Source organism: Pseudoalteromonas sp. 5Ae-yellow, assembly GCF_014077565.1.
Lineage (GTDB): Bacteria > Pseudomonadota > Gammaproteobacteria > Enterobacterales > Alteromonadaceae > Pseudoalteromonas.
Genome location: NZ_JACGWD010000004.1, coordinates 43,870 through 64,068, shown reverse-complemented (window position 1 = coordinate 64,068; position 20,199 = coordinate 43,870). Strand labels below are relative to the sequence as shown.

20 protein-coding genes and 4 tRNA genes are annotated in these 20,199 nt (G+C 41.3%); 14 read left to right on the top strand and 10 right to left on the bottom strand.

Annotated features, from left to right (window positions below; genetic code table 11):
• Positions 1 to 3: 3 nt before the first annotated feature.
• The 7 genes from H4J63_RS01975 to H4J63_RS01945 are packed head-to-tail and all read right to left on the bottom strand — an operon-like array spanning position 4 to position 4,949.
• Complete coding sequence (locus H4J63_RS01975) at positions 4 to 606, bottom strand: DUF3164 family protein (RefSeq protein ID WP_182194163.1); 603 nt, start codon at positions 604 to 606, stop codon at positions 4 to 6.
• A gap of 6 nt (positions 607 to 612) precedes the next feature.
• On the bottom strand, positions 613 to 819 hold the full coding sequence (locus H4J63_RS01970; protein WP_182194160.1) for a hypothetical protein: 207 nt from the start codon (positions 817 to 819) through the stop codon (positions 613 to 615).
• A 2-nt stretch (positions 820 to 821) separates the two neighbouring features.
• Positions 822 to 1,154, bottom strand: a complete 333-nt coding sequence (locus tag H4J63_RS01965) for a LacI family DNA-binding transcriptional regulator (protein WP_002960349.1) — start codon at positions 1,152 to 1,154, stop codon at positions 822 to 824.
• Complete coding sequence (locus tag H4J63_RS01960; protein WP_182194157.1) at positions 1,138 to 1,743, bottom strand: hypothetical protein; 606 nt, start codon at positions 1,741 to 1,743, stop codon at positions 1,138 to 1,140. The genes H4J63_RS01965 and H4J63_RS01960 overlap by 17 nt, the downstream gene beginning before the upstream one ends.
• Positions 1,744 to 1,753: 10 nt before the next feature.
• Positions 1,754 to 2,461 (bottom strand): AAA family ATPase, encoded by a 708-nt coding sequence (locus H4J63_RS01955; protein WP_008165836.1) that lies wholly within the window; start codon positions 2,459 to 2,461, stop codon positions 1,754 to 1,756.
• A gap of 11 nt (positions 2,462 to 2,472) precedes the next feature.
• Positions 2,473 to 4,680: a DDE-type integrase/transposase/recombinase gene (locus tag H4J63_RS01950; RefSeq protein ID WP_182194154.1), complete on the bottom strand. Its 2,208-nt coding sequence runs from the start codon at positions 4,678 to 4,680 to the stop codon at positions 2,473 to 2,475.
• Entirely contained in the window at positions 4,680 to 4,949 is a 270-nt protein-coding gene (locus H4J63_RS01945) for a helix-turn-helix domain-containing protein (protein ID WP_024606071.1), read from the bottom strand. The genes H4J63_RS01950 and H4J63_RS01945 overlap by 1 nt, the downstream gene beginning before the upstream one ends.
• Positions 4,950 to 5,240: 291 nt before the next feature.
• Between H4J63_RS01945 and H4J63_RS01940 the strand changes: the two genes are divergently transcribed.
• The 14 genes from H4J63_RS01940 to H4J63_RS01875 all read left to right on the top strand — a co-directional run bounded on the left by H4J63_RS01940 (position 5,241) and on the right by H4J63_RS01875 (position 18,104).
• Positions 5,241 to 5,867 carry a helix-turn-helix domain-containing protein gene (locus H4J63_RS01940; protein WP_024606070.1) on the top strand — a complete coding sequence of 209 codons (627 nt, stop codon included), beginning with the start codon at positions 5,241 to 5,243 and terminating at the stop codon, positions 5,865 to 5,867.
• Positions 5,868 to 6,557: 690 nt separating this feature from the next.
• Positions 6,558 to 6,634: transfer RNA gene (locus tag H4J63_RS01935), tRNA-Asn, on the top strand.
• 21 nt (positions 6,635 to 6,655) lie between these two features.
• Positions 6,656 to 6,732, top strand: a tRNA-Asn gene (locus H4J63_RS01930).
• A 21-nt stretch (positions 6,733 to 6,753) separates the two neighbouring features.
• Positions 6,754 to 6,830 (top strand) — tRNA-Asn (locus H4J63_RS01925).
• A gap of 29 nt (positions 6,831 to 6,859) precedes the next feature.
• Positions 6,860 to 6,936: transfer RNA gene (locus H4J63_RS01920), tRNA-Asn, on the top strand.
• 148 nt (positions 6,937 to 7,084) lie between these two features.
• A complete protein-coding gene (locus tag H4J63_RS01915) occupies positions 7,085 to 9,028 on the top strand; it encodes an EAL domain-containing protein (RefSeq protein ID WP_182194151.1) in 1,944 nt (647 codons plus the stop codon).
• Positions 9,029 to 9,239: 211 nt separating this feature from the next.
• Complete coding sequence (gene rsxA, locus H4J63_RS01910; RefSeq protein ID WP_008134172.1) at positions 9,240 to 9,821, top strand: electron transport complex subunit RsxA; 582 nt, start codon at positions 9,240 to 9,242, stop codon at positions 9,819 to 9,821.
• A gap of 1 nt (position 9,822) precedes the next feature.
• A complete protein-coding gene (rsxB, locus tag H4J63_RS01905) occupies positions 9,823 to 10,377 on the top strand; it encodes an electron transport complex subunit RsxB (RefSeq protein WP_182194148.1) in 555 nt (184 codons plus the stop codon).
• An 8-nt stretch (positions 10,378 to 10,385) separates the two neighbouring features.
• Positions 10,386 to 12,944, top strand: a complete 2,559-nt coding sequence (gene rsxC / locus H4J63_RS01900) for an electron transport complex subunit RsxC (protein ID WP_182194146.1) — start codon at positions 10,386 to 10,388, stop codon at positions 12,942 to 12,944.
• Positions 12,941 to 13,999, top strand: coding sequence for an electron transport complex subunit RsxD (gene rsxD, locus H4J63_RS01895; protein ID WP_182194143.1), 1,059 nt, complete (start codon positions 12,941 to 12,943; stop codon positions 13,997 to 13,999). The genes rsxC and rsxD overlap by 4 nt, the downstream gene beginning before the upstream one ends.
• Entirely contained in the window at positions 13,996 to 14,637 is a 642-nt protein-coding gene (gene rsxG / locus H4J63_RS01890; RefSeq protein WP_182194141.1) for an electron transport complex subunit RsxG, read from the top strand. Before rsxD ends, rsxG begins: the two co-directional genes overlap by 4 nt.
• Positions 14,634 to 15,332, top strand: a complete 699-nt coding sequence (locus tag H4J63_RS01885; RefSeq protein WP_007585346.1) for an electron transport complex subunit E — start codon at positions 14,634 to 14,636, stop codon at positions 15,330 to 15,332. Before rsxG ends, H4J63_RS01885 begins: the two co-directional genes overlap by 4 nt.
• Positions 15,333 to 15,381: 49 nt before the next feature.
• On the top strand, positions 15,382 to 16,014 hold the full coding sequence (nth, locus tag H4J63_RS01880) for an endonuclease III (protein ID WP_182194139.1): 633 nt from the start codon (positions 15,382 to 15,384) through the stop codon (positions 16,012 to 16,014).
• A 179-nt stretch (positions 16,015 to 16,193) separates the two neighbouring features.
• On the top strand, positions 16,194 to 18,104 hold the full coding sequence (locus H4J63_RS01875; protein WP_182194136.1) for an aminotransferase class V-fold PLP-dependent enzyme: 1,911 nt from the start codon (positions 16,194 to 16,196) through the stop codon (positions 18,102 to 18,104).
• A gap of 538 nt (positions 18,105 to 18,642) precedes the next feature.
• Here the strand turns inward: H4J63_RS01875 and H4J63_RS01870 are convergent.
• The 3 genes from H4J63_RS01870 to H4J63_RS01860 are packed head-to-tail and all read right to left on the bottom strand — an operon-like array spanning position 18,643 to position 20,169.
• On the bottom strand, positions 18,643 to 19,092 hold the full coding sequence (locus H4J63_RS01870; RefSeq protein WP_002963026.1) for a flavodoxin: 450 nt from the start codon (positions 19,090 to 19,092) through the stop codon (positions 18,643 to 18,645).
• Complete coding sequence (gene truC, locus H4J63_RS01865; RefSeq protein WP_182194133.1) at positions 19,092 to 19,856, bottom strand: tRNA pseudouridine(65) synthase TruC; 765 nt, start codon at positions 19,854 to 19,856, stop codon at positions 19,092 to 19,094. The genes H4J63_RS01870 and truC overlap by 1 nt, the downstream gene beginning before the upstream one ends.
• Positions 19,849 to 20,169 carry a YqcC family protein gene (locus tag H4J63_RS01860; protein WP_002963030.1) on the bottom strand — a complete coding sequence of 107 codons (321 nt, stop codon included), beginning with the start codon at positions 20,167 to 20,169 and terminating at the stop codon, positions 19,849 to 19,851. The genes truC and H4J63_RS01860 overlap by 8 nt, the downstream gene beginning before the upstream one ends.
• Positions 20,170 to 20,199: the final 30 nt, after the last annotated feature.

Genomic DNA, 20,199 nt, shown 5'->3' with positions numbered 1-20,199 from the left:
TCCTTATAGCTTTGCTATGTCGAGTGATATAGCATGTTCGTGCTCGCCTATGGTTTCGTAAAAACGAATAAAGCGGGTTGAGTCCATTACCAGTATTGAGTCGGCTATTATGTCCATTGCACGCTGCCATTTACCGGTTTCGTCGGTGATTTTAAGACGGCGCAAGCCAAGTACTTTTTGCACTGAAACTTTGCCTTTTTTGTCGGTGGCAAAGGTTTGTTCAATAATGAGTTTTAGGTTTTCGTTTGCGCCCTCGCTCCATTCGTTTAGGCACTCGTCTATTAGCTCTTTTGCTACTAATAGCTCGGGGCCAAGCTCTATGCTTTCTTGCACTTGGAGGGTTACTTTTTGTTTGTGATCAAAACTGCGTAGCGTGACGTTTCCTTTAGTGCCGCCCAGCTCTACCGCGTACTCTTGAGCTAGTAAGGCTATGAATGCGTCAAACTCACTCATTTGCTGCTTTTTAAAATCAGCTAGTGCTTTGCTTTGCTCTTTAGCTTTAGCTATGGCCGATTGCACAAATTCATGGCGAATTATGTCGGCTGGGCGTATAGCTTTAACTGGCACCTGGTGGCCTTTTTGATTAATTAAAAATTCTTGTGGCATAGTGGTTTATCCTTCTATAAACATGACAATTTGGCCGTGTAATTTGGCTGGGCGAACTTGGCGCGTTTGCCCGTTTTTTGTTTCGGTTATTACGGGTAAATGTGCTGGGGCTTGGCCTGCCACTTCAATTACATGGCGGCTAAACCCTTGGTGTGTGTCTAGGATTTGTAACCCTTGTTTTTGTAACTCTTTTAGTGCGTTGCGTAGTTGCATGGTTATTTACTCCCGCATATTTTTGAGTGTGGGCAACCGTTACGACAGGCTCTATAAAGCGCTACGCGTACATGGTTGGTTGCTGCGAACTTTCTGTTTTGGTGTTCTAGGCATACGTTCAGCGGTATTTCGTCCAAGATTGGGCAAGTTACTGTTGATGCCATGAATACTCCCTCTACACGCTGCTGTATTACGTGTGTAGAGGCTTTGTATTTGTCGTTTACTACTTGGCTTACTGTGGCTTTACTTACGCCTAGCTTTTCGGCAACGCTGCGCATGCCTTGCTTTGCTACTTCGTCTTTTAAGACGTGTAGCCAATTAGTTGTTGAAGTCATGCGCTTCTCCCAGTGTGACGGGCGCTATTTTTACGGTTTTACGTTGCACGGCGTTAAACTCAACTAGCTCGTTTGTGTTTGGATCAAATACGCCTGTTGCTTTTGGGATCGGGCGTTTGGGACCGGTATTTTTAAGTATTCGGTATATGGTTGACTCTCCCGCTCGCTCAATGACTGAGCCTGTACGTGGGGCTGATTTAACAACAAATATGTACCCTACTTTTTTTAAAATTGAGATATATGAACGCGCTGAGGCTACCGATATATCGGCGGTGCTAGCCACTTGCCCTGCGTCAAATTCATTTAGGATTCGCATTGATTGCCACATGCGCTGTCTCCCTGAGTTTTTTTGCTTTGCATCGCTTTTATTTACTTGTTTAAACGGCTTATATTCTGCGTTTATAACGGTGTAAGTGATGTGCTCGTAATCAACATGTTCGGCTATTGCTTTTGCTGCTACTAGGCGCTTTGCAAAGGCTTTTAAACTGTCGAGTGTTGTGTGCTCTATGGCATCGCGCACTTGTTGCAATGAGAATGTTTTTAAGATTCTCATTGCTTGCCATGCGTCTTTTAGTTGTGGGCGGCTCACTAATTTCTCCTTACGCTTTTTTAAGGAAAAATTCTTTATTGCCCCACTGTTGTAGGTCGATGCTCGTTAACCCATTCGCCAGTGCAAAGGCTTCTATTTTTGATAGTCCTGTGATGATGCGACGTACCTCGCCGTCGGTGTCGCTAAGCAGCTGGCTTAGTAGGTCGTCTTGTATTGTTAGCGTTGGCTCTATCACTGCATTGACGATTATTTGCAGGTCTTCGCGCTGAGTTGGCTGGAACTCTAACCATTCTGATATGCGGTTATAAAATTGGCGGTGACGCTGTAATTTACGGCGTACTGATTCCATGCCAATAAGTACTACTGGGCAGTTGGTTAGGTCGTGAATGTCGCGCACGATTTCGAGTGTATTTTTGTCGTTTAATAGGTAGTCGGCTTCGTCTATAAACAGTGGGCGATTGTGTATTGCCATATGCTCTATGATGTAGTTAAGCATGGCTTCACGGGTGTATATATCAGGGCCACTTAGCTCTTTAACTATTTGACGTAGCAACTGGGCTAATGTCATGCCCGATGTAGCACGAATGTAGATGCCGTCGCAGCGGTTAACCAACCATGCTGTTGCGGTGGTTTTACCAAGACCTGGATCGCCGTAAATAAGGCCAATACCTGGCACGCCATGAGCGCGCTGGTTTAGCGCTTCTACCATCATTTGTGTGGCTACTACGTTGCTTACGATTGCTATTTTAGTTTTCATGGTTTTTCCTTTTACTGGTTATGTAATTTTGTGGTTGCGGGTGCTGGGTTCATGTCGTTTAGTAGGTCGTCTAAGCGCTTTGATGTGGCGCGATTGTTTTGCTCCCACCCGTTTAGCCATAGCGCGTCTACATCACTTAACTGATTTTCTAGGCGCTGCTTTTTATGAAACATGGCTTTACTTTGTGGGTTGTCGAATAGCGGTGTTGGGTTTACGTTTGCTACTGCTGTTTCTTCATCCAACTGCTTACGACGTTTTTCAAACTCACTTAATTGCTCGTCACTAAAGCCAACTGCTGGCTTGCTATCTAGCGCTTTAATAGCTGATTGCGTTATGACATTGGTGTGTTCAACTGACTGTTTAGGCAGTGTTGCAAGTGCTTTATTTTGGGTTGTGTAATGCCCTAACACTTCGTTTGCTATGTCTGAAACGTTGACGCTTTTAGCGGTCTTTTTAAGCTCTTTTAGCTTGCGTGATGTTTCGGCTGATTGGCTGCGTTTTGCATGGTGCGCGACGTCTTGGCGTGTCATGCCTGCTGACTCTATTTCGTGGTCTACTGCGATACAAATAAACTCGTTATTTATGCGGTTAAATACGTAAATACGGCCTACGTTTTTAGGGTCCCATTTACATAACACTTCATCGCCTACGATTGCGCCTAGCTCTGGTGCAATATAGAAGCCACCACTTAGTTTTATGCCCTCTTTACCAACCATGCGTAAACCGCGATTTGATGGTATTGGCTGTAGCATTACATCAAGCAAACGCTCGTCTTTGATCACTTTGATTTGGTCGCGACTTGCTGCGAATAAATCGAATGGTGTTTTGTTGCCTACATTACTATGCGGTTTATGGTGGTAGCGGTTTTCTATCCAGTTATCTACGAACTCTTGCAACTGCTGCGCGGTCATATTGATTTCGATTGCTGACTTATCACCGCCTTGCTTTGCTAATAAGCGCTGTGCAAAGGTTTTACGCGCTTCAATTGCCTGGCGTTCTGAAACGTTGTGACCAATGTAACCGGTTAATAGCTCAGCTATGTCGTGCGAAAACGTTTTAAAAAACCGCTCTATATATGGCTTTTCTTCACCTGAAAACGGGCGTGTTGTTTCGTGCTTTATGTCGAGCGCGTCAAACACGCTTTTTATCTGTATTGAGGTGTAGTCTTTACCGTTATCGGTGCGAGCAATTTCGGGTATGCCCCAGTCGAGTATTGCTTTGCGGATAACTAAACAAATACCGGTGCTGTCACTGGTTGGGTGAATAACGACTTTTGCACGGCGGCTAAATACGTCGATAATTCCGATTAGTGAGTGGCGGCCATCGGTTAGCATTACGTCTGATGGGGTTGAATCGAACTCCCACAATTGGTTAAGACGTTTTACGTTTTCGTCCATTTTACCCATGGCGCTCATATACTTGTTTTTCCAAGCATCTGGGTTTGCCATTTTGGTATAAAGTGCGCTGTTTTCGCGCTTCCAACGTGTTAGCCAATCGCGAATTGTGGTTTCTGCTGGTAGTGCTTTACCTACTTGGTAAAAGCGAGCTATTAAACCCTCTTTGATTTGTGTGGCTTTTACGTGTGGGTACTCGTAGATCATGGCTATGCAAAAATCGGCTAGCTCTTTGTCTGAGTCGATGATTGATTTGCCGCTACGCTTAGGCTTTAAAGCTAAACCTGCTACGCCTTTTTCGGCTATGGTTTTTTGCCAGCGTATTAGTGTAATGCGCGATACAGATGGAATTAAGCTTCTGTATTCTACAGGTACGTCGATTAGTCCTTTGTTATAGCGTTCGCTATATAGGTCAAAGCCTGCAACTTTCGCTAGGTTGTTCGCACTTACAAAATTTTCTGCCTCTTTTAAAACCCAGCATTTCGCACTTGCCTTGGGTGGGATACTTTCCATTGCAGCAAGTTGCTTTAAGTTTTGGTCTTTAAGTTCAGTTATTTCAGAGTTTTTAAGGCGGTCGTTTTGCTCATTTACGCTTAAATAAGCCTTACCGCTGTGTGCTGCTGAACTATTTGTTTCTTTGATTAAAGTCTCTTTAATCTGCACACAAATGTGTGCAGGAAGATCGGCGAGTGCATACTTACGTACTTTTCCGCCTCTGCCATTAACCTCTGTAAAAGGCCAGTTTTCATTTTTAGCTCTTATCTGAATACTGCGCTTATTGACAAGCATATAACCAGCTATTTGGTGTGCTGTGTATAGTTCCATTATTCACCCCTTTTAAGCTTACGACGCCCAGCCTTGCGGTTAGGCTTTCCGTCAACCCCATAGCGCTCAGGCCATATTTCACTGGCACTTACACCAAGCGTTTCAGCTATTATTTTTTCAGCTGCGGGGTACGGTCTGTGTAATGCGTTTTGCACTGCATTCGACTCATAACCCCGACTAAATGAGAGCTGGCGACATGACCAACCCTCGATTTCTAACGCTGATTTTATCTCTGTTACCGTCCAACCTGGACTTTCTAACTCATCCATTCAATGCACCTCTATGTGTGTATTTTGCGTTCATGCACACAAAGATACGCACACATAAATGTGAATGCAATATTTATTTGCACACCTTTGCATGCAAGCAAATCAAGCAATTGATTTAACTAATAATTTATTTTTTTAGATGTTTGTATTTGATGGATCGCACTTCGCGCTTTGAAGTGCGAAAGGATCGCGGTTGGGAAAACAGGGGGATTTAAATTTTTATTTTGCATGCACTCGCTTGTGTGATTAAATATAATTATATCCATCATCCGAACAGAGCAATTGAGCGTTATGGCTACATTCAATAAATATCTAAAAGCGCTAAGAGAACGGGTGTTCTTAGATATAGGCACAGTTGCCGAGCGCACGGGGGTGCATAGAAATACTCAATCTAAATACGAAGACAGTCGCGATCCTCCATTTGATTACTTAGTTGAGTTTGCGGCATTGGTTGATGTGCCGTTAGATGAGATGTTAATTAAGCGCCTAGAAGACTCTAAAGCTTCTGAGGACGCTATCAACAAGGCGTTAAAGGCTTTAAAGCCAGGTGATAGAGGCTACTACGAAATCAAGTCAGTTAATGAGCCAAACATGACTTACAACGCAGTAAGTGAACTGATGCAAGTAAAAATCACTGAGGCTTCACACAAGCTTATACCTCTTGGGGCAACTATTTTTATCAATACAAACTCAAAATCTATTGATGCAAATAGCATGTATGCGTTTCTAAACCCGATGAACGGTGAGTATTTTGCTGCAAAGCTGGTACTGACTGCTGCAAAACTAAAATTGGTCTTTGATAGTGATGAGCGTAAAGATTTAGTATTTAACGTTGAGGGTGGCGAAATTGAATCTCGTTACATTCTAAAAACTTTGGGGCTTTTAGGTAAAATCGTAAAAGCTGAACTTATTTTTTAATTTATCAAATTAAGCCGTGTTTATCGCGGTTTCGCACTTTCTTTTATCATTTTTTCGTACTTTCTAAGATCGCACTTATTTTTAATTAAACTGGCCTTAAACCCTTATTTCTCCCGCGTTTTCCCATCTATTCTTATCTATTCCCTGTTTATCATTTAGATCTGTTAGTTACATCACACTGAAAACGCAAGCTTGCCGATTTTTCTTCTTAACATAGTTATACGTTAGTAAATAAAAAACGTTTAATACAAAGTTAAGTTATTGATTGTTCTATTTTTGAGCGAAGATAATAAATGCTCAATTTATAGATCAAAATTGGATCACTATTAAGAGGGAAAATACTTTTATGACTATTCGTGCAGGTATATTTTTAGAAAATTAAAATAAAAAAGTAAATAAATACGAAGAATACCCCAAAGTAAAAAATGAAATTTTATGTTTTTGAGTTGTTTTTTTAATTACAAGTGGCTTTAATGGCGTGTTTAATTTAACCAATTTAAAGACTCAACAATAATAAAACTCGCATTAGTATTCTTAAATTCTTAAAAAAACAGCTTTAATAGAGCTATAAATCACGCAGATCGAACACAAAAACAACGAATAAACCTCTTTTTTCAATTTATGACTTTTATATGTTGACACTTTGCGGCTCCATCATTAATATTTCGCCCCGTTGAAAGGCAAGACGCTTCCCCCTTAGCTCAGTTGGTTAGAGCGACGGACTGTTAATCCGCAGGTCCCCCGTTCGAGTCGGGGAGGGGGAGCCAAGTTTTTCAACCATAAACGTTTCCCCCTTAGCTCAGTTGGTTAGAGCGACGGACTGTTAATCCGCAGGTCCCCCGTTCGAGTCGGGGAGGGGGAGCCAAGTTTATGTTTATGATGTAGTTCCCCCTTAGCTCAGTTGGTTAGAGCGACGGACTGTTAATCCGCAGGTCCCCCGTTCGAGTCGGGGAGGGGGAGCCAAATCATCATAATAATATCAGTACTTTAGTTCCCCCTTAGCTCAGTTGGTTAGAGCGACGGACTGTTAATCCGCAGGTCCCCCGTTCGAGTCGGGGAGGGGGAGCCAATTCTAAGAATTTCATAGACATTCCAAGCTATTTCCACTACTCTTCCTTATATAACTAAAGCATTAGTTTAATTCTTTAATGCGCTGTACTTAGTTTATTAATCAAGGACTTGATTCCTTCCCTTTTGATTATTAAAAGACTGAAAACATGGCTGGATTTAAAAAACTTATTTTTATACAAATTATCTCTTGGTTATTGTGTGTTGCAGCAGGAAGCTACTTCATATCTATAAGCTTTGATACTGCGGTAAGTGATGCACAAAAAAATGCACAAACAACTGTTACTAAGTATATTAATGACCTTTCTTTAGACGATATTTCTGCTCAAAATTTAAAACAATCAATTGCAGATGGTAATACGTTTTCAAGCTTTACCCTAAGAGATTACCAAGGTGCTGAAGTATTTAGCATTAACCCCCCTACTCAATTACCAATGTTTGCTGATTTTGTACTCTCTAACTTTAACTCTGTACGCCCACAGTTTGCTGTAAACGATGCCGCAGATATAAAAGTTGAATTTGTACTTAACATTGAGCATTTAGCATCGCAGCTACAAACTTCCCTTTTTATTGTTATTTTGATTTCTGCCATTTTAGTTATTATTCCAATAATTTTAATGCAATCAATTTTCTATCAGCTAAATAAAAACATAAGTACAACAGTTGCTGACATTATCGATATTTATATCAATCAAAACCAAGTTGATAATGATTTAGAAACAGCGTTAGATGGCACTCGATTGAAAAAAATGGGGAAAGACTTAGTACCTAGTTTTAATCGATTATCTCATTTTTTAAAAAACAAAAACGAAGACATACAAAGCGCTGCTATGACTATTAAGCATGAAGCGTACAAAGATGTAATTACCTCGCTTGGTAATCGTAATATGTTTGTTGAGTACTACGAAAAAAATATTGAAAACACTGAGCAAAGTACATTTGGCTCTTTAGCTATGGTACGTTGTAGCGAACTACAAGCTATAAACCAAACCCGTGGTTATCAAAAAGGTGATGAGTACGTTAAAGGCGTTGCCGATATTATTAAGCACATAAGCGGCACTTACACTGGTAGCCAAGTATTTAGATTAAACAGCTCTGACTTTGCTGTAGTACTGCCCCACACCCCTTTAAAAGAAGCAGAGCGCTTTGGTGAAAATCTACAATCGCGTTTTACTCAGTATCAACAAAACCAAGAGCTAAGCTCTGTTGCTAACACGGGCATTGTCGGTTACGAAAAAGGTAAGCCTTTAGGTGAGCTACTTTCTGTTGTTGATAACGCGATGAGTATGGCGCAATCAAAACAAGTAAATGCATGGCACGTGCAACGCGAGACCGATTTAGTTAATAACGTAAGTGCAGGTTTTGGTAATCAAAACTGGCGTAAGGTTATTAACGAGGTTATTGAATCTAAGCGTGTACATTTAGTTATGCAGAATATTATGCCGCTTGGTAAAAGTATTAAAGCCTATGCTGAAATACAAGTGCGATTTAAAACAGAAGACAATCAAGTACTCCCTACCGCTTCTTTTTTAGCAATGGCCGAAAAGCTTGATATGGCAATAGAAATTGATCGCCTGATCATCGACTCTTCTCTTGAAAAGGTTAAAAGCCGTAACTTATCCGAAAAGTTTTTTGGTTTAAATGTAACAGCCTCTAGTGCACACAACGATCAGTTTGTAATTTGGCTAGAACGCCGATTATTAAAAGATACGCATATTGCATCTAAACTAGTATTTGAAGTAAGCGAGTTTGGTTTACAGCAAAACATAAAGGCTAGTAAGCGCTTTATCGACATGGTGCACAGAGTTGGCGCACGCGTTACTGTTGAACGTTTTGGTGTTGGCTTAACATCGTTTAAATTTTTCCGTGATTTAAAACCTGACTTTATTAAAATGGATGCAAGTTACACTCGTGGCCTTGAAGACGATAAAAACAATCAGTACTTTATGCGCTTAATGGTTGATTTAGCCCACCGTATTGGTGTTAGCGTATTTGCTGAGGGCGTTGAGAGCCAAGAAGAGAAACACATAATAGAAACTTTGTGTTTAGATGGCGTTCAAGGTTATTACATAGAAAAACCTAAAGATATTTAATTAGTTTTTAATTAATAAAAAAAGAGCATTCGTTGCTCTTTTTTTGTTTCTGCTATTTGAGTAATTCCTTACATCAAAATCACATTAATTTTACAGCCTTGTGATCAATATGTTTGTCCTTGCGTTTATTTAACTGATAACGACTCGCAAATGTTGTTTATCGGGGCAGAAAAAAGGATAATACGTAGGACTTTAATAGCGTGAGGCACACATGACAGAATATGTCTTGTTATTGATTGGAACCGTTCTGGTTAATAACTTTGTATTAGTACAATTTTTAGGCTTATGTCCGTTTATGGGCGTATCAGGTAAGCTTGATACAGCGATTGGTATGTCTTTGGCAACCACGTTTGTGCTTACCCTTGCCTCTGTAACTAGCTATTTAGTTAACCAATATATTTTAATCCCTCTGGATATCGAATTTTTACGTACCATGAGCTTTATTTTGGTAATTGCCGTTGTAGTGCAATTTACCGAAATGGTTGTACGTAAAACAAGCCCTACTCTATATCGTTTACTAGGCATATTTTTACCGCTGATCACCACTAACTGTGCGGTATTAGGTGTAGCTCTATTAAATATCAAAGAAGATCATTCATTTTTACAATCTGCAGTGTATGGTTTTGGTGCTGCGGTTGGTTTTTCTTTAGTGCTTGTATTGTTTGCAGCACTACGAGAACGCTTAGCAGCAGCTGACGTTCCTACGCCTTTTAAAGGCGCCTCCATTGCAATGATCACCGCAGGCTTAATGTCGATGGCGTTTATGGGTTTTACTGGATTAGTGAAGTTTTAATATGACCTTGTTTTATGCCTTGATAGCGATTGGCTCGCTAGCACTCGTTTTTGGACTTATTTTAGGATTTGCAGCAATTCGCTTTCGTGTTGAAGGCAACCCTATTGTTGAGCAAATTGATACTATTTTGCCACAAACTCAATGCGGACAATGTGGCTACCCGGGCTGTCGCCCTTACGCCGAAGCTATAGCCAATGGCGATGAAATAAATAAATGCCCTCCGGGCGGCGAATCAACTATGAAAAAGCTTGCCGGCTTAATGGGGGTTGATGAAAAACCACTTGCAGGCGGCGAGCAAGCAGAACCTGTAAAAACAGTGGCTTATATTCGCGAAGATGAATGTATTGGCTGTACCAAATGTATTCAGGCCTGCCCTGTTGACGCTATTTTAGGCGCGACTCGTCAAATGCACACCGTGTTAATTGATGAATGTACTGGCTGTGATTTATGTGTTGAGCCTTGCCCTGTAGATTGCATTGATATGCTACCTGTAGCCGAAACTAAACAAAACTGGAAATGGCAGCTAGATGCTATTCCTGTTACACAAATAGATTAGAGGTTTGAGTGGACAAGTTACTTGAACAAATAAAAAAAGGCACCGTGTGGGCATTTCCTGGCGGCATACACCCACCACAACAAAAATCACTCTCTAATAGTGCGAGTATCACTCGCTTACCTTTGCCCGACAAACTCATTGTTGCGCTTAAGCAACACATAGGCGCAAACGGTAAGTTACTTGTAGAAAAGGGCCAACACGTCTTAAAAGGCCAGCCACTTACAGCGCCTGCTGCTAACTGGTCGGTACCTGTGCATGCGCCAAGCTCTGGTGTGGTTACTGATATTGCACCTATGCCATCAGCACATCCATCGGCCCTACCTGAACTAAGTGTTATTATTGAACCAGACGGCAAAGACGAATGGGTAGCTCTAAATAAAAATAAAAATCCTGCTGAGCTTAGTCATGACGAGCTAATAAATATTATTCACCAAGCCGGTATTAGTGGTATGGGTGGAGCTGGTTTTCCTACTTATGTGAAAGCAGATACTAAGCAGCCTATTGAATTTTTGATTGTAAATGCTGTTGAGTGCGAACCTTATATTACTGCCGATGACGTTTTAATGCGCGAACACGCTAAAGAAGTTATCCAAGGCATTGAAATTATGCAGCAGCTTTTAAACCCAACACTGTGCATTGTGGGTATAGAAGATAATAAGCCAGAAGCTATTGCAGCAATGAAGCAAGCAGCTGAGCATAACTCAAAAATAATTATTCAAACGGTGCCCACTATTTACCCCTCTGGCGGTGAAAAGCAGTTAATTAAATTACTTACCAACCGTGAAGTTCCTAGCATTGGTATTCCTGCCGATATTGGTATTTTAGTGCACAACACGGGTACTTTGTTTGCCGTACAACAAGCCGTTTATGAAGGTAAACCACTCATTGAACGTATAGTTACGGTAACAGGTAACACTATTCATAAGCCTGGAAATGTATGGGCACTACTTGGCACTGAAATAAAGCACTTACTTGATTGCCAAGGGTTCTCGCCTGTACCTCAGCAAAGTGTTGTGATGGGCGGCCCGATGATGGGATTTACGCTACCCACAGTACGTATTGGCATAGTTAAAACAACTAACTGTATTTTAGCGCCCGATCATAAAGAGCTAGCAGAACCCGGCCCTGAAAAAGCCTGCATTCGTTGTAGTGCTTGTGCCGATGCCTGCCCTGCTTCTTTATTACCACAGCAATTACAGTGGTTTGCTAAATCAAAAGAGTACGACAAACTACAAGAACACAATTTATTTGACTGTATTGAATGTGGTGCTTGTGCATATGTGTGCCCAAGTGAAATCCCTCTTGTACAATACTATCGTGTGGCCAAAGTTGAAATTAAAGAACAGCAAGCTGACAAAATAAAAGCCGACAGAGCAAAAGAACGTTTTGATGCACGAAAAGAGCGTTTAGATCGCGAGCAAGAAGAACGTCAAAACCGCCATAAACGTAAACCTGCCGCTAAATCAGCTGACGAAAAGCAAAAAGTAGCTGATGCATTAGCTCGTGTTAAAAATAAAGCCGATAACGGCGATGAAAAATCAGCTGTTGCTGCCACTATCGCACGCGCAAAAGCTAAAAAGCTAGGCGTTCAATCTGCTGAATTAGAGCCAGACAATAGCGAAGTAGCAAAAGATCGCGCACTACGTAAAGAACAAGCGCGCAAATATAAAGAGCAAAAATCGCAAAAAGATGAATCGGCCGAGACTGCACCCGTTGATGATAAAAAATCAGCAGTCGCTGCAGCCATTGCTCGAGCTAAAGCCAAAAAAGCAGCACAAGCAAGTGACGAATCACAAAGCGATGTCCCTGTTGATGATAAAAAAGCAGCGGTAGCTGCGGCCATTGCTCGTGCTAAAGCCAAAAAGGCGGCACAAGCAAGTGAAGTGGCTGAGCAGACAGTAAGTGAAGAGTCACAAAGCGTGGCACCTGTTGATGACAAAAAGGCAGCCGTAGCTGCTGCCATTGCTCGTGCTAAAGCTAAAAAAGCGGCTAAAGCATTAGATAACGCTGAACAATCCGTGAGTGAAGATCCACAAAGCGTGGCACCTGTTGATGACAAAAAGGCAGCCGTAGCCGCTGCCATTGCTCGCGCTAAAGCTAAAAAAGCGGCTAAAGCATTAGAAGACGCTGAGCAATCCGTGAGTGAAGATCCACAAAGCGTTGAGCCTGTTGATGACAAAAAGGCAGCCGTGGCGGCGGCCATTGCTCGTGCAAAAGCTAAAAAAGCAGCTAAAGCATTAGAAGAAGCCGAGCAAACCACAAGTGAAGAGCCACAAACTGATGCACCCGTTGATGATAAAAAAGCAGCGGTAGCTGCGGCCATAGCTCGTGCTAAAGCTAAAAAAGCGGCTAAAGCACTAGAAGATACCGAACAAACTCAGCCCCAAGAGCTACAAGTTGATAGCGCAGCACCTAAGAGTGCAGAAAGTAACACCGATGACTCATCAGATCTTATTAACGCAGATAAACCTAAATCAGCAGACGATAAGAAAAAAGCCGCCGTGGCTGCTGCAATTGCGAGAGCAAAAGCTAAAAAGTTACAAAAAGAAGGAAATAATCAGTCATGAAATTAACCATGGCCAGTTCGCCGCATAATCACAGCCATAAATCGTTAACGCGATTAATGCTTAGCGTTATTGCTGCGTGTATTCCTGGGCTAATTGCTCAAGTTTTCTTTTTTGGAACCGGTGTACTTATTCAACTGGTGCTCGCGCTTGTTGCTGTAAGCGTATTTGAAGCTGCAATAATGCTAATACGAAAGCGCCCTGTTTGGCCTGCATTAAGTGATGGCAGTGCGTGGCTTACTGCCGTGTTATTGGCATTGAGTATTCCACCACTTGCCCCTTGGTGGATAATTATTATTGGCTGTTTATTTTCTATTGTTATAGTTAAACAGCTTTATGGCGGCCTTGGGTTTAACTTATTTAATCCAGCAATGGCGGCTTATGTACTGCTTTTAGTTTCGTTTCCGGTACAAATGACCGCATGGTTGCCTGTTACCGATTTAATAAATACGCCAATAGGCTTTGCTGATCAGTTAAGGCTAATATTCACCGATTTTACGGCCTCTGGGTTTAGCCTAGATCAAGTCCGTGCAGGGGTTGATGGCCTAACAATGGCAACACCGCTGGATACTGTTAAAACAGACATAGCACACGGTTTAACTGTTACCGAAAGCATGCAAAAGCCATTATTTAACGAATGGGCTGGCCTTGGTTGGGTGTGGGTTAACTTAGGCTTTTTAGTGGGTGGTTTATACTTATTAAAAGCAAAAATAATTAACTGGCATATTCCTGTCAGTTTTATCGCAAGTTTAGCACTATGTAGTGCTATTGGTTATATCGCATCACCTGGTACAGAGCCGGGTACCCTATTTCACTTATTAAGTGGAGCCACAATGATGGGGGCCTTTTTTATAGCAACCGATCCGGTATCTGCAGCAACAACTAACAAAGGGCGCTTAATTTATGGCGCGCTAATTGGCTTACTAATTTATTTAATTCGTACCTTTGGTGGTTTTCCTGATGCCATCGCATTTAGCGTATTATTGATTAATATTGCAGTGCCGCTAATAGACTACTACACACAGCCACGTACTTATGGCCATGGAGCAGTAAAATGATCATTTCGTCAATGGCTAAAAATGGTGCTATTTTAACTGCGTTTGCATTAGCAACGACGGGCTTAGTTGCCTCTATCAATGCACTTACTGCCGATAAAATTGCAGAGCAAGAACAACTACAACTTACTGCGCAGCTACAAGAAGTGCTCGACCCAAAATCATACGACAATCAACTATCACAAGATTGCGTAATTATTACTGACGAAAAACTAGGTCCACACGCAAATCAAGTAATTTACCGTGCTCGTAAAAACAATAAACCAGTCGCTGTTGTTATTAGGCATGTTACGCCAAACGGCTACAGTGGCGATATAAATCTATTAACCGCCGTTTTAAGTGATGGCACCATAGCGGGTGTACGCACTACTAAACACGAAGAAACTCCTGGTTTAGGCGACAAAGTAGAAGTTAAAAAATCACTTTGGATCACAACATTTAAAAGCTTAACCGTTGAAGGTGAAGATGACGCTCGTTGGGCTGTAAAAAAAGATGGCGGCCAGTTTGATCAATTTACAGGTGCAACCATAACGCCCCGTGCTGTAGTGGGCTCTGTAAAAAATGCCGTATTGTTCGCACAAACTAATTTTGATGATATTTTTGCAGCACATAATGCCGAATGTTTGGAGGTAGCTAAATGAGTGAGTTAAAAACATTATACAAAGAAGGTGTGTGGGTAAATAACCCTGCCCTTGTACAGCTTTTAGGTTTGTGTCCACTGCTTGCCGTTACCTCAACTGTAACAAATGCCTTAGGTTTAGGCTTAGCAACTTTACTCGTACTAATAGGCTCAAATGTTACCGTATCAATTGTGCGTAACTGGGTGCCAAAAGATATTCGTATACCTGTATTTGTCATGATCATCGCGGGCTTTGTAACTATAGTTCAATTACTTATGAACGCTTATACCTTTGGTTTATATCAATCATTGGGAATTTTTATCCCGTTGATTGTAACTAACTGCGCCATTATTGGCCGCGCCGAGGCATACGCCTCTAAAAATCCTGTTCATTTATCAGCATTTGATGGCTTAATGATGGGTTTAGGCTTTATGATTGTGCTTGTTGTTTTAGGCGCTATGCGTGAGTTAATTGGCCAAGGTACGCTGTTTGACGGCGCCGACTTATTACTTGGCCCATGGGCACAGAGCTTGCGCATAGAAGTATTTAACTTTGATAATCAATTTTTACTGGCAATTTTACCACCGGGTGCCTTTTTAGGGCTTGGGCTGCTTATTGCTGCAAAAAACGTAATTGACGCACAAATAAAATCAAAGCAAATTGCACCGCCAGAGGCTGAAAAAGGCCCTCGAGCACGTGTTACCAGCTTAACTTAAGGGGAAAACGTATTAGAGCAACAATTAGCACTAATACGTTTTAAGTTGCATGAATAAAGAAAAACGTCACCAAATATTATCCCGCCTGCGCGACGATAACCCGCACCCAGTTACAGAGCTTGAATATTCAAGCCCGTTTGAGTTGCTAGTAGCAGTAACTCTTTCAGCGCAAGCAACCGATGTAGGTGTGAATAAAGCCACTCGAAAGTTGTTCCCTGTTGCTAATACACCCCAAGCCATTTTAGATATAGGTCACGATACACTGCGTGATTATATAAAAACCATCGGCTTATTTAACTCTAAAGCTGCCAACGTTTATAAAATGTGCCAAATTTTGGTGAATGAACATAACAGCATCGTGCCAGAAAATCGTGAAGCATTAGAAGCCCTACCAGGCGTTGGCCGTAAAACCGCTAATGTTGTCCTCAACACAGCTTTTGGCTGGCCTGTAATAGCCGTGGATACACATATATTTCGTGTTTCTAACCGCACTAAGCTTGCTATGGGAAAAGATGTTGTTGCTGTAGAGCAAAAGCTTGAAAAAGTAGTCCCTGCTGAATTTAAAGTAGACGTGCATCATTGGCTAATACTGCACGGGCGTTACACCTGCGTAGCGCGTAAACCTAAGTGTGGCAGCTGTATTATTGAAGACTTGTGTGAGTTTAAGGAAAAAACTGATTAGTTCCAAAAGCGCGGCATAAAGCCGCGCCAATCAATCCATCTAGATAAAACATTTTTATACGTAAGGCCGTGTTAGTGAAATTGTACAATTATCAGAACATTATCAAAGTATTAATTTCACAACGCTCACTCCTTTAGTTATGCTAGTGAACATTATAAAATTATATTGCGAAACCCTCTATGCTACCTCTACTTCGTATCTTGATAATTGAGCAAGACCCAGCCACTTTACAAGGGCTTTCAACGAACCTATCAAAGACCATTCCTAACTTTGAGCGAGACGATATTCATATCGATATTATTGAATGCCTCGAGCTTAAACACGCGCTGGAATGTGTAGAGGAAGATGGTGATATTCAAGCCGTGGTTCTAAGCTGGGATATGCACAACAAAGTGGGTGAGCGGATGTATAGCCGCTTTATCGAGGATTTAAAGGCAATTCGTCTTGAGTTACCGGTTTATGTTATTGGCGACGACACTAAAGGGCTGGAAATCGTTAACGAATCAGAAGAAATCGAATCATTCTTTTTTAAAGATGAAGTGATTTCTGACCCAGAAGCTATTTTAGGCTATATGATCAACGATTTTGACGACCGCTCTGAAACGCCATTTTGGACGGCGTATCGTCGTTACGTTGGTGAAGCAAACGACTCTTGGCATACACCGGGTCATAGTGGGGGTTCTAGCTTTAGAAACTCACCTTACATCAAAGATTTTTATCAGTTTTACGGCCGCAATGTATTTGTTGGCGACCTGTCGGTTTCGGTAGACTCGCTAGGTTCATTATCAGACAGCACTAATACTATTGGTCGCGCTCAAGAGTCAGCAGCGGCGACGTTTGAAGTTAAGCACACCTACTTTGTTACAAATGGTTCATCTACCTCAAATAAAATCATTTTGCAGACACTCCTGCGCAAGGGGGATAAAGTAATTGTCGACCGTAATTGCCATAAGTCAGTACATTATGGCATCTTGCAATCAGCCAGTTACCCCATTTATTTGGCGAGTATTTTAAATCCAAAATATGGCATTTTCGCGCCGCCGTCGTTGGCCGACATCAAGTTAGCAATTGAAAACAATACTGATGCTAAATTACTAGTGCTTACAGGTTGTACTTACGATGGCCTACTTAGCGACCTGAAACAAGTCGTGGATTATGCTCATCAATATGGTATTAAAGTGTTTATAGATGAAGCCTGGTTTGCATACTCTTTGTTTCATCCTAGCTTTCGTCATTATTCTGCGATACATGCAGGGGCTGACTACATTACGCATTCGGCACATAAAGTAGTATCGGCGTTTTCTCAAGCATCTTATATTCATATTAACGACCCAGATTTTGATGCTGACTTCTTTCGAGAGATTTATAGCATCTACGCTAGTACATCGCCCAAATATCAGCTTATTGCATCGCTTGACGTGTGCCAAAAGCAATTAGAGATGGAAGGCTATAAGCTGCTCAATGCGCTGCTAAATCATGTTGAGGAGTTTAAACAACAGATGGCCTCGCTTAAGCAAATTAAAGTATTAGCTAAGCAAGACTTTATGGAAATATTCCCGCATTTTAGTGGTGATAATATGGGTCACGATCCATTAAAAATCCTTATTGATATTAGTGAGCTACCTTACTCATTAAAAGATATTCATAAATATCTACTGGATGAAATTGGGCTAGAGATAGAAAAATATACACACAGCACCATCTTGGTTTTACTCACGCTTGGCGGCACGCGTTCGAAGATAATTCGTTTGTACAATGCATTGAAAAAGCTAGACAGCGGTAAAGTAAAACTATCGAAATCGACGCGCAGAGCTCGCTTACCTGAAAACTTACCAGCCATAGACTTGGCGTGTATTCCAAGCGATGCTTTTTATGGCGACCGCGAATCTATACCTATTAGCAAAAGTAACAACCGCATTTGTGCCGGTTTAGTCACTCCATACCCACCAGGCATTCCGCTTTTGGTACCGGGCCAGCATATTACTGAAGATCATATCGAATATTTGCAAGAGCTGGCAAGCCAAGGGCTGACGATTCAAGGCAGTTTTGATGGTGAAATTTATGTTCTTAAGGGTAAGGTTAATAAGTAAAGTATTCACTTAATACTATCCCAATAATGATTACTGGCGGCTGTGTCGCAAGATATTGCCGCTGTATTGCAGCTTCATTAAATCGACTAATCAAGTAATCCCCTATTAAACATTCACTTTTATTTTAATGTCCCTAATTGCCTTATGGGTGGTCAACTAAATTTGGGCTTGGATAAATGCATAGAGGTCGTTGCGCAAGAGCTTGATATCACAAGCGTTTAATAAATATGCATCATTGGCTAATACTACACAGACGCTATATCTGATTGACACGTAAACCAAAGTCTGGAAATTGTATTATCGAAGATTTAGTAAGCTTAAAGATAGAACTGATTAAGCGTTAATTGGAAACTCGATAATACGCTACTTCACATAAGTGTGTTTTAAATAAAAATAGAGATGGAGTGAAAAATTGTTTGGAGTCAGTGGTTTTTATATGCTCAAAGAAGACTTACTCTTAAAATAAAAACGCCTAATAAATTATTTCAGACGTTTTTATTCAATTATTTTCCCCTACACTCAGACAGGGTAATAAAAATTAAGCCGGTAGTTTTTCTAGCCATACCTTTAACCAAGGCTCTGCTACTGGCCATGGTTCAAAATCTTCACATGCATCTATTTCTAGGCGGTTGCCCACAGGCTTTGCTTGTAAATCGCGTAGTAACTCGTCAAAGCTACGCCCTGCGCCACAAAATGTATCGCCGTAGCACCTGTCACCCATTGCAATTACACCAAACGGTTTATCTGTAAGCATTGGGAAAGTGCTATTCATTGCAAAGTACAACCCTGCCAAATTACTCGGTACATCACCTTGGCCTGTTGTGGAGGTAACAATTAAAATATGCGATGCATTTTTTATATCATCAAGCGATGCTTCTGTAATTACTGTAGCAGTATGACCCGCTTGCTCTATTGTGGCTGCAACTTCATCGCTTAAACGCTCTGCACCGCCATTAACGCTGCCTACAAAAATACTAATATGTGCCATTAATAATCCTTTTCTTGCTCTGGCCAACCTAGCTGCTTACATATTTCAAGCATGTCTTCACCTAGTGGCGCTTTAATTGTTATTGATTCATTACTATAAGGGTGCACAAAACTAAGCTCTGTTGCAAATAACATTAAGCGTCTTAGCTCAAAATGCTCTCTAAAAAATTGATTATGCTGGTTATCACCATGATTTACATCACCAATGATAGGCAGTGATAAGTGCTTTAAGTGTCTGCGAATTTGATGCTTTCGCCCGGTTTTTGGAAAACACTCAACTAACGAGTAACGCACTGTTGGATACTTACCTATAGGAATAGGCAATGCAGCTTGGTGCAAGCAATTAAACTGGGTTTGCGCTTCTTGCGGTGCTTTATCTTGATCTGCAAACTTATCGGCTATTTTATCAAGTTCTTCTTTAAGCGGTTTATCTAAAAATACTGACTCTGGCGCAAAGCCGCGCACTAAGGCCAAATAGCGCTTAGCAATAGTACCTTCAATAAATAGCTGATTCATATCGCGAGCTGCTTCAGAGCTCAGTGCGAACAGCAATACGCCCGACGTAGGTCTATCGAGCCTATGTACTGGAAATACATGTTGCCCTAGCTGGTCGCGCAACATTTGCATAGCAAACTGGGTTTCGTGTTTATCTAAAAACGAGCGATGCACTAATAAACCTGAAGGCTTATTTATAGCCACATAACTTTCATCTTGATACAAAATAGTCAGCTCGCCATATTCAATAGGCGCTGGACGCTCACTCATTTGGTTCTCCTAAAAAGGTATCAAGGGCTGTTAGTAATTCAATAATTTCATCGCTTCCGGCTTTATTCACAAGTGTCATTTGCGCCATAGGGGCAATAGCAAAGTTACGCGGCAGTGGTTGCCTATGTGTTATTAATTGCTGTATTTTTTCAATAAATACAAATTGTAACCACTGCTCAAATGCCATTGTATCGTGACAAAAAGGAGTATTTGAAAGCAGTGCCTCAGCGTCTATTGGCTCACTTTGCCAAAGCGCGTGTTTTTGTAAAAGTGCCGTTAGCTGCACTAAATAAGTTTGGGTTTGCTGGTACATAACCACCCTCTTTTATATATGTAATGCAAT

Bases quoted from the DNA above. Each gene is read 5' to 3' on its own strand.
- H4J63_RS01915 (WP_182194151.1), top strand. From the start codon at position 7,085: ATGGCTGGATTTAAAAAACTTATTTTTATACAAATTATCTCTTGGTTA.
- H4J63_RS01975 (WP_182194163.1), bottom strand. From the start codon at position 606: ATGCCACAAGAATTTTTAATTAATCAAAAAGGCCACCAGGTGCCAGTT.
- rsxG (WP_182194141.1), top strand. From the start codon at position 13,996: ATGATCATTTCGTCAATGGCTAAAAATGGTGCTATTTTAACTGCGTTT.
- H4J63_RS01970 (WP_182194160.1), bottom strand. From the start codon at position 819: ATGCAACTACGCAACGCACTAAAAGAGTTACAAAAACAAGGGTTACAA.
- H4J63_RS01860 (WP_002963030.1), bottom strand. From the start codon at position 20,169: ATGTACCAGCAAACCCAAACTTATTTAGTGCAGCTAACGGCACTTTTA.
- rsxD (WP_182194143.1), top strand. From the start codon at position 12,941: ATGAAATTAACCATGGCCAGTTCGCCGCATAATCACAGCCATAAATCG.
- H4J63_RS01965 (WP_002960349.1), bottom strand. From the start codon at position 1,154: ATGACTTCAACAACTAATTGGCTACACGTCTTAAAAGACGAAGTAGCA.
- H4J63_RS01945 (WP_024606071.1), bottom strand. From the start codon at position 4,949: ATGGATGAGTTAGAAAGTCCAGGTTGGACGGTAACAGAGATAAAATCA.
- H4J63_RS01870 (WP_002963026.1), bottom strand. From the start codon at position 19,092: ATGGCACATATTAGTATTTTTGTAGGCAGCGTTAATGGCGGTGCAGAG.
- H4J63_RS01875 (WP_182194136.1), top strand. From the start codon at position 16,194: ATGCTACCTCTACTTCGTATCTTGATAATTGAGCAAGACCCAGCCACT.
- H4J63_RS01950 (WP_182194154.1), bottom strand. From the start codon at position 4,680: ATGGAACTATACACAGCACACCAAATAGCTGGTTATATGCTTGTCAAT.
- H4J63_RS01955 (WP_008165836.1), bottom strand. From the start codon at position 2,461: ATGAAAACTAAAATAGCAATCGTAAGCAACGTAGTAGCCACACAAATG.
- rsxB (WP_182194148.1), top strand. From the start codon at position 9,823: ATGACCTTGTTTTATGCCTTGATAGCGATTGGCTCGCTAGCACTCGTT.
- H4J63_RS01940 (WP_024606070.1), top strand. From the start codon at position 5,241: ATGGCTACATTCAATAAATATCTAAAAGCGCTAAGAGAACGGGTGTTC.
- nth (WP_182194139.1), top strand. From the start codon at position 15,382: ATGAATAAAGAAAAACGTCACCAAATATTATCCCGCCTGCGCGACGAT.
- truC (WP_182194133.1), bottom strand. From the start codon at position 19,856: ATGAGTGAGCGTCCAGCGCCTATTGAATATGGCGAGCTGACTATTTTG.
- rsxA (WP_008134172.1), top strand. From the start codon at position 9,240: ATGACAGAATATGTCTTGTTATTGATTGGAACCGTTCTGGTTAATAAC.
- H4J63_RS01885 (WP_007585346.1), top strand. From the start codon at position 14,634: ATGAGTGAGTTAAAAACATTATACAAAGAAGGTGTGTGGGTAAATAAC.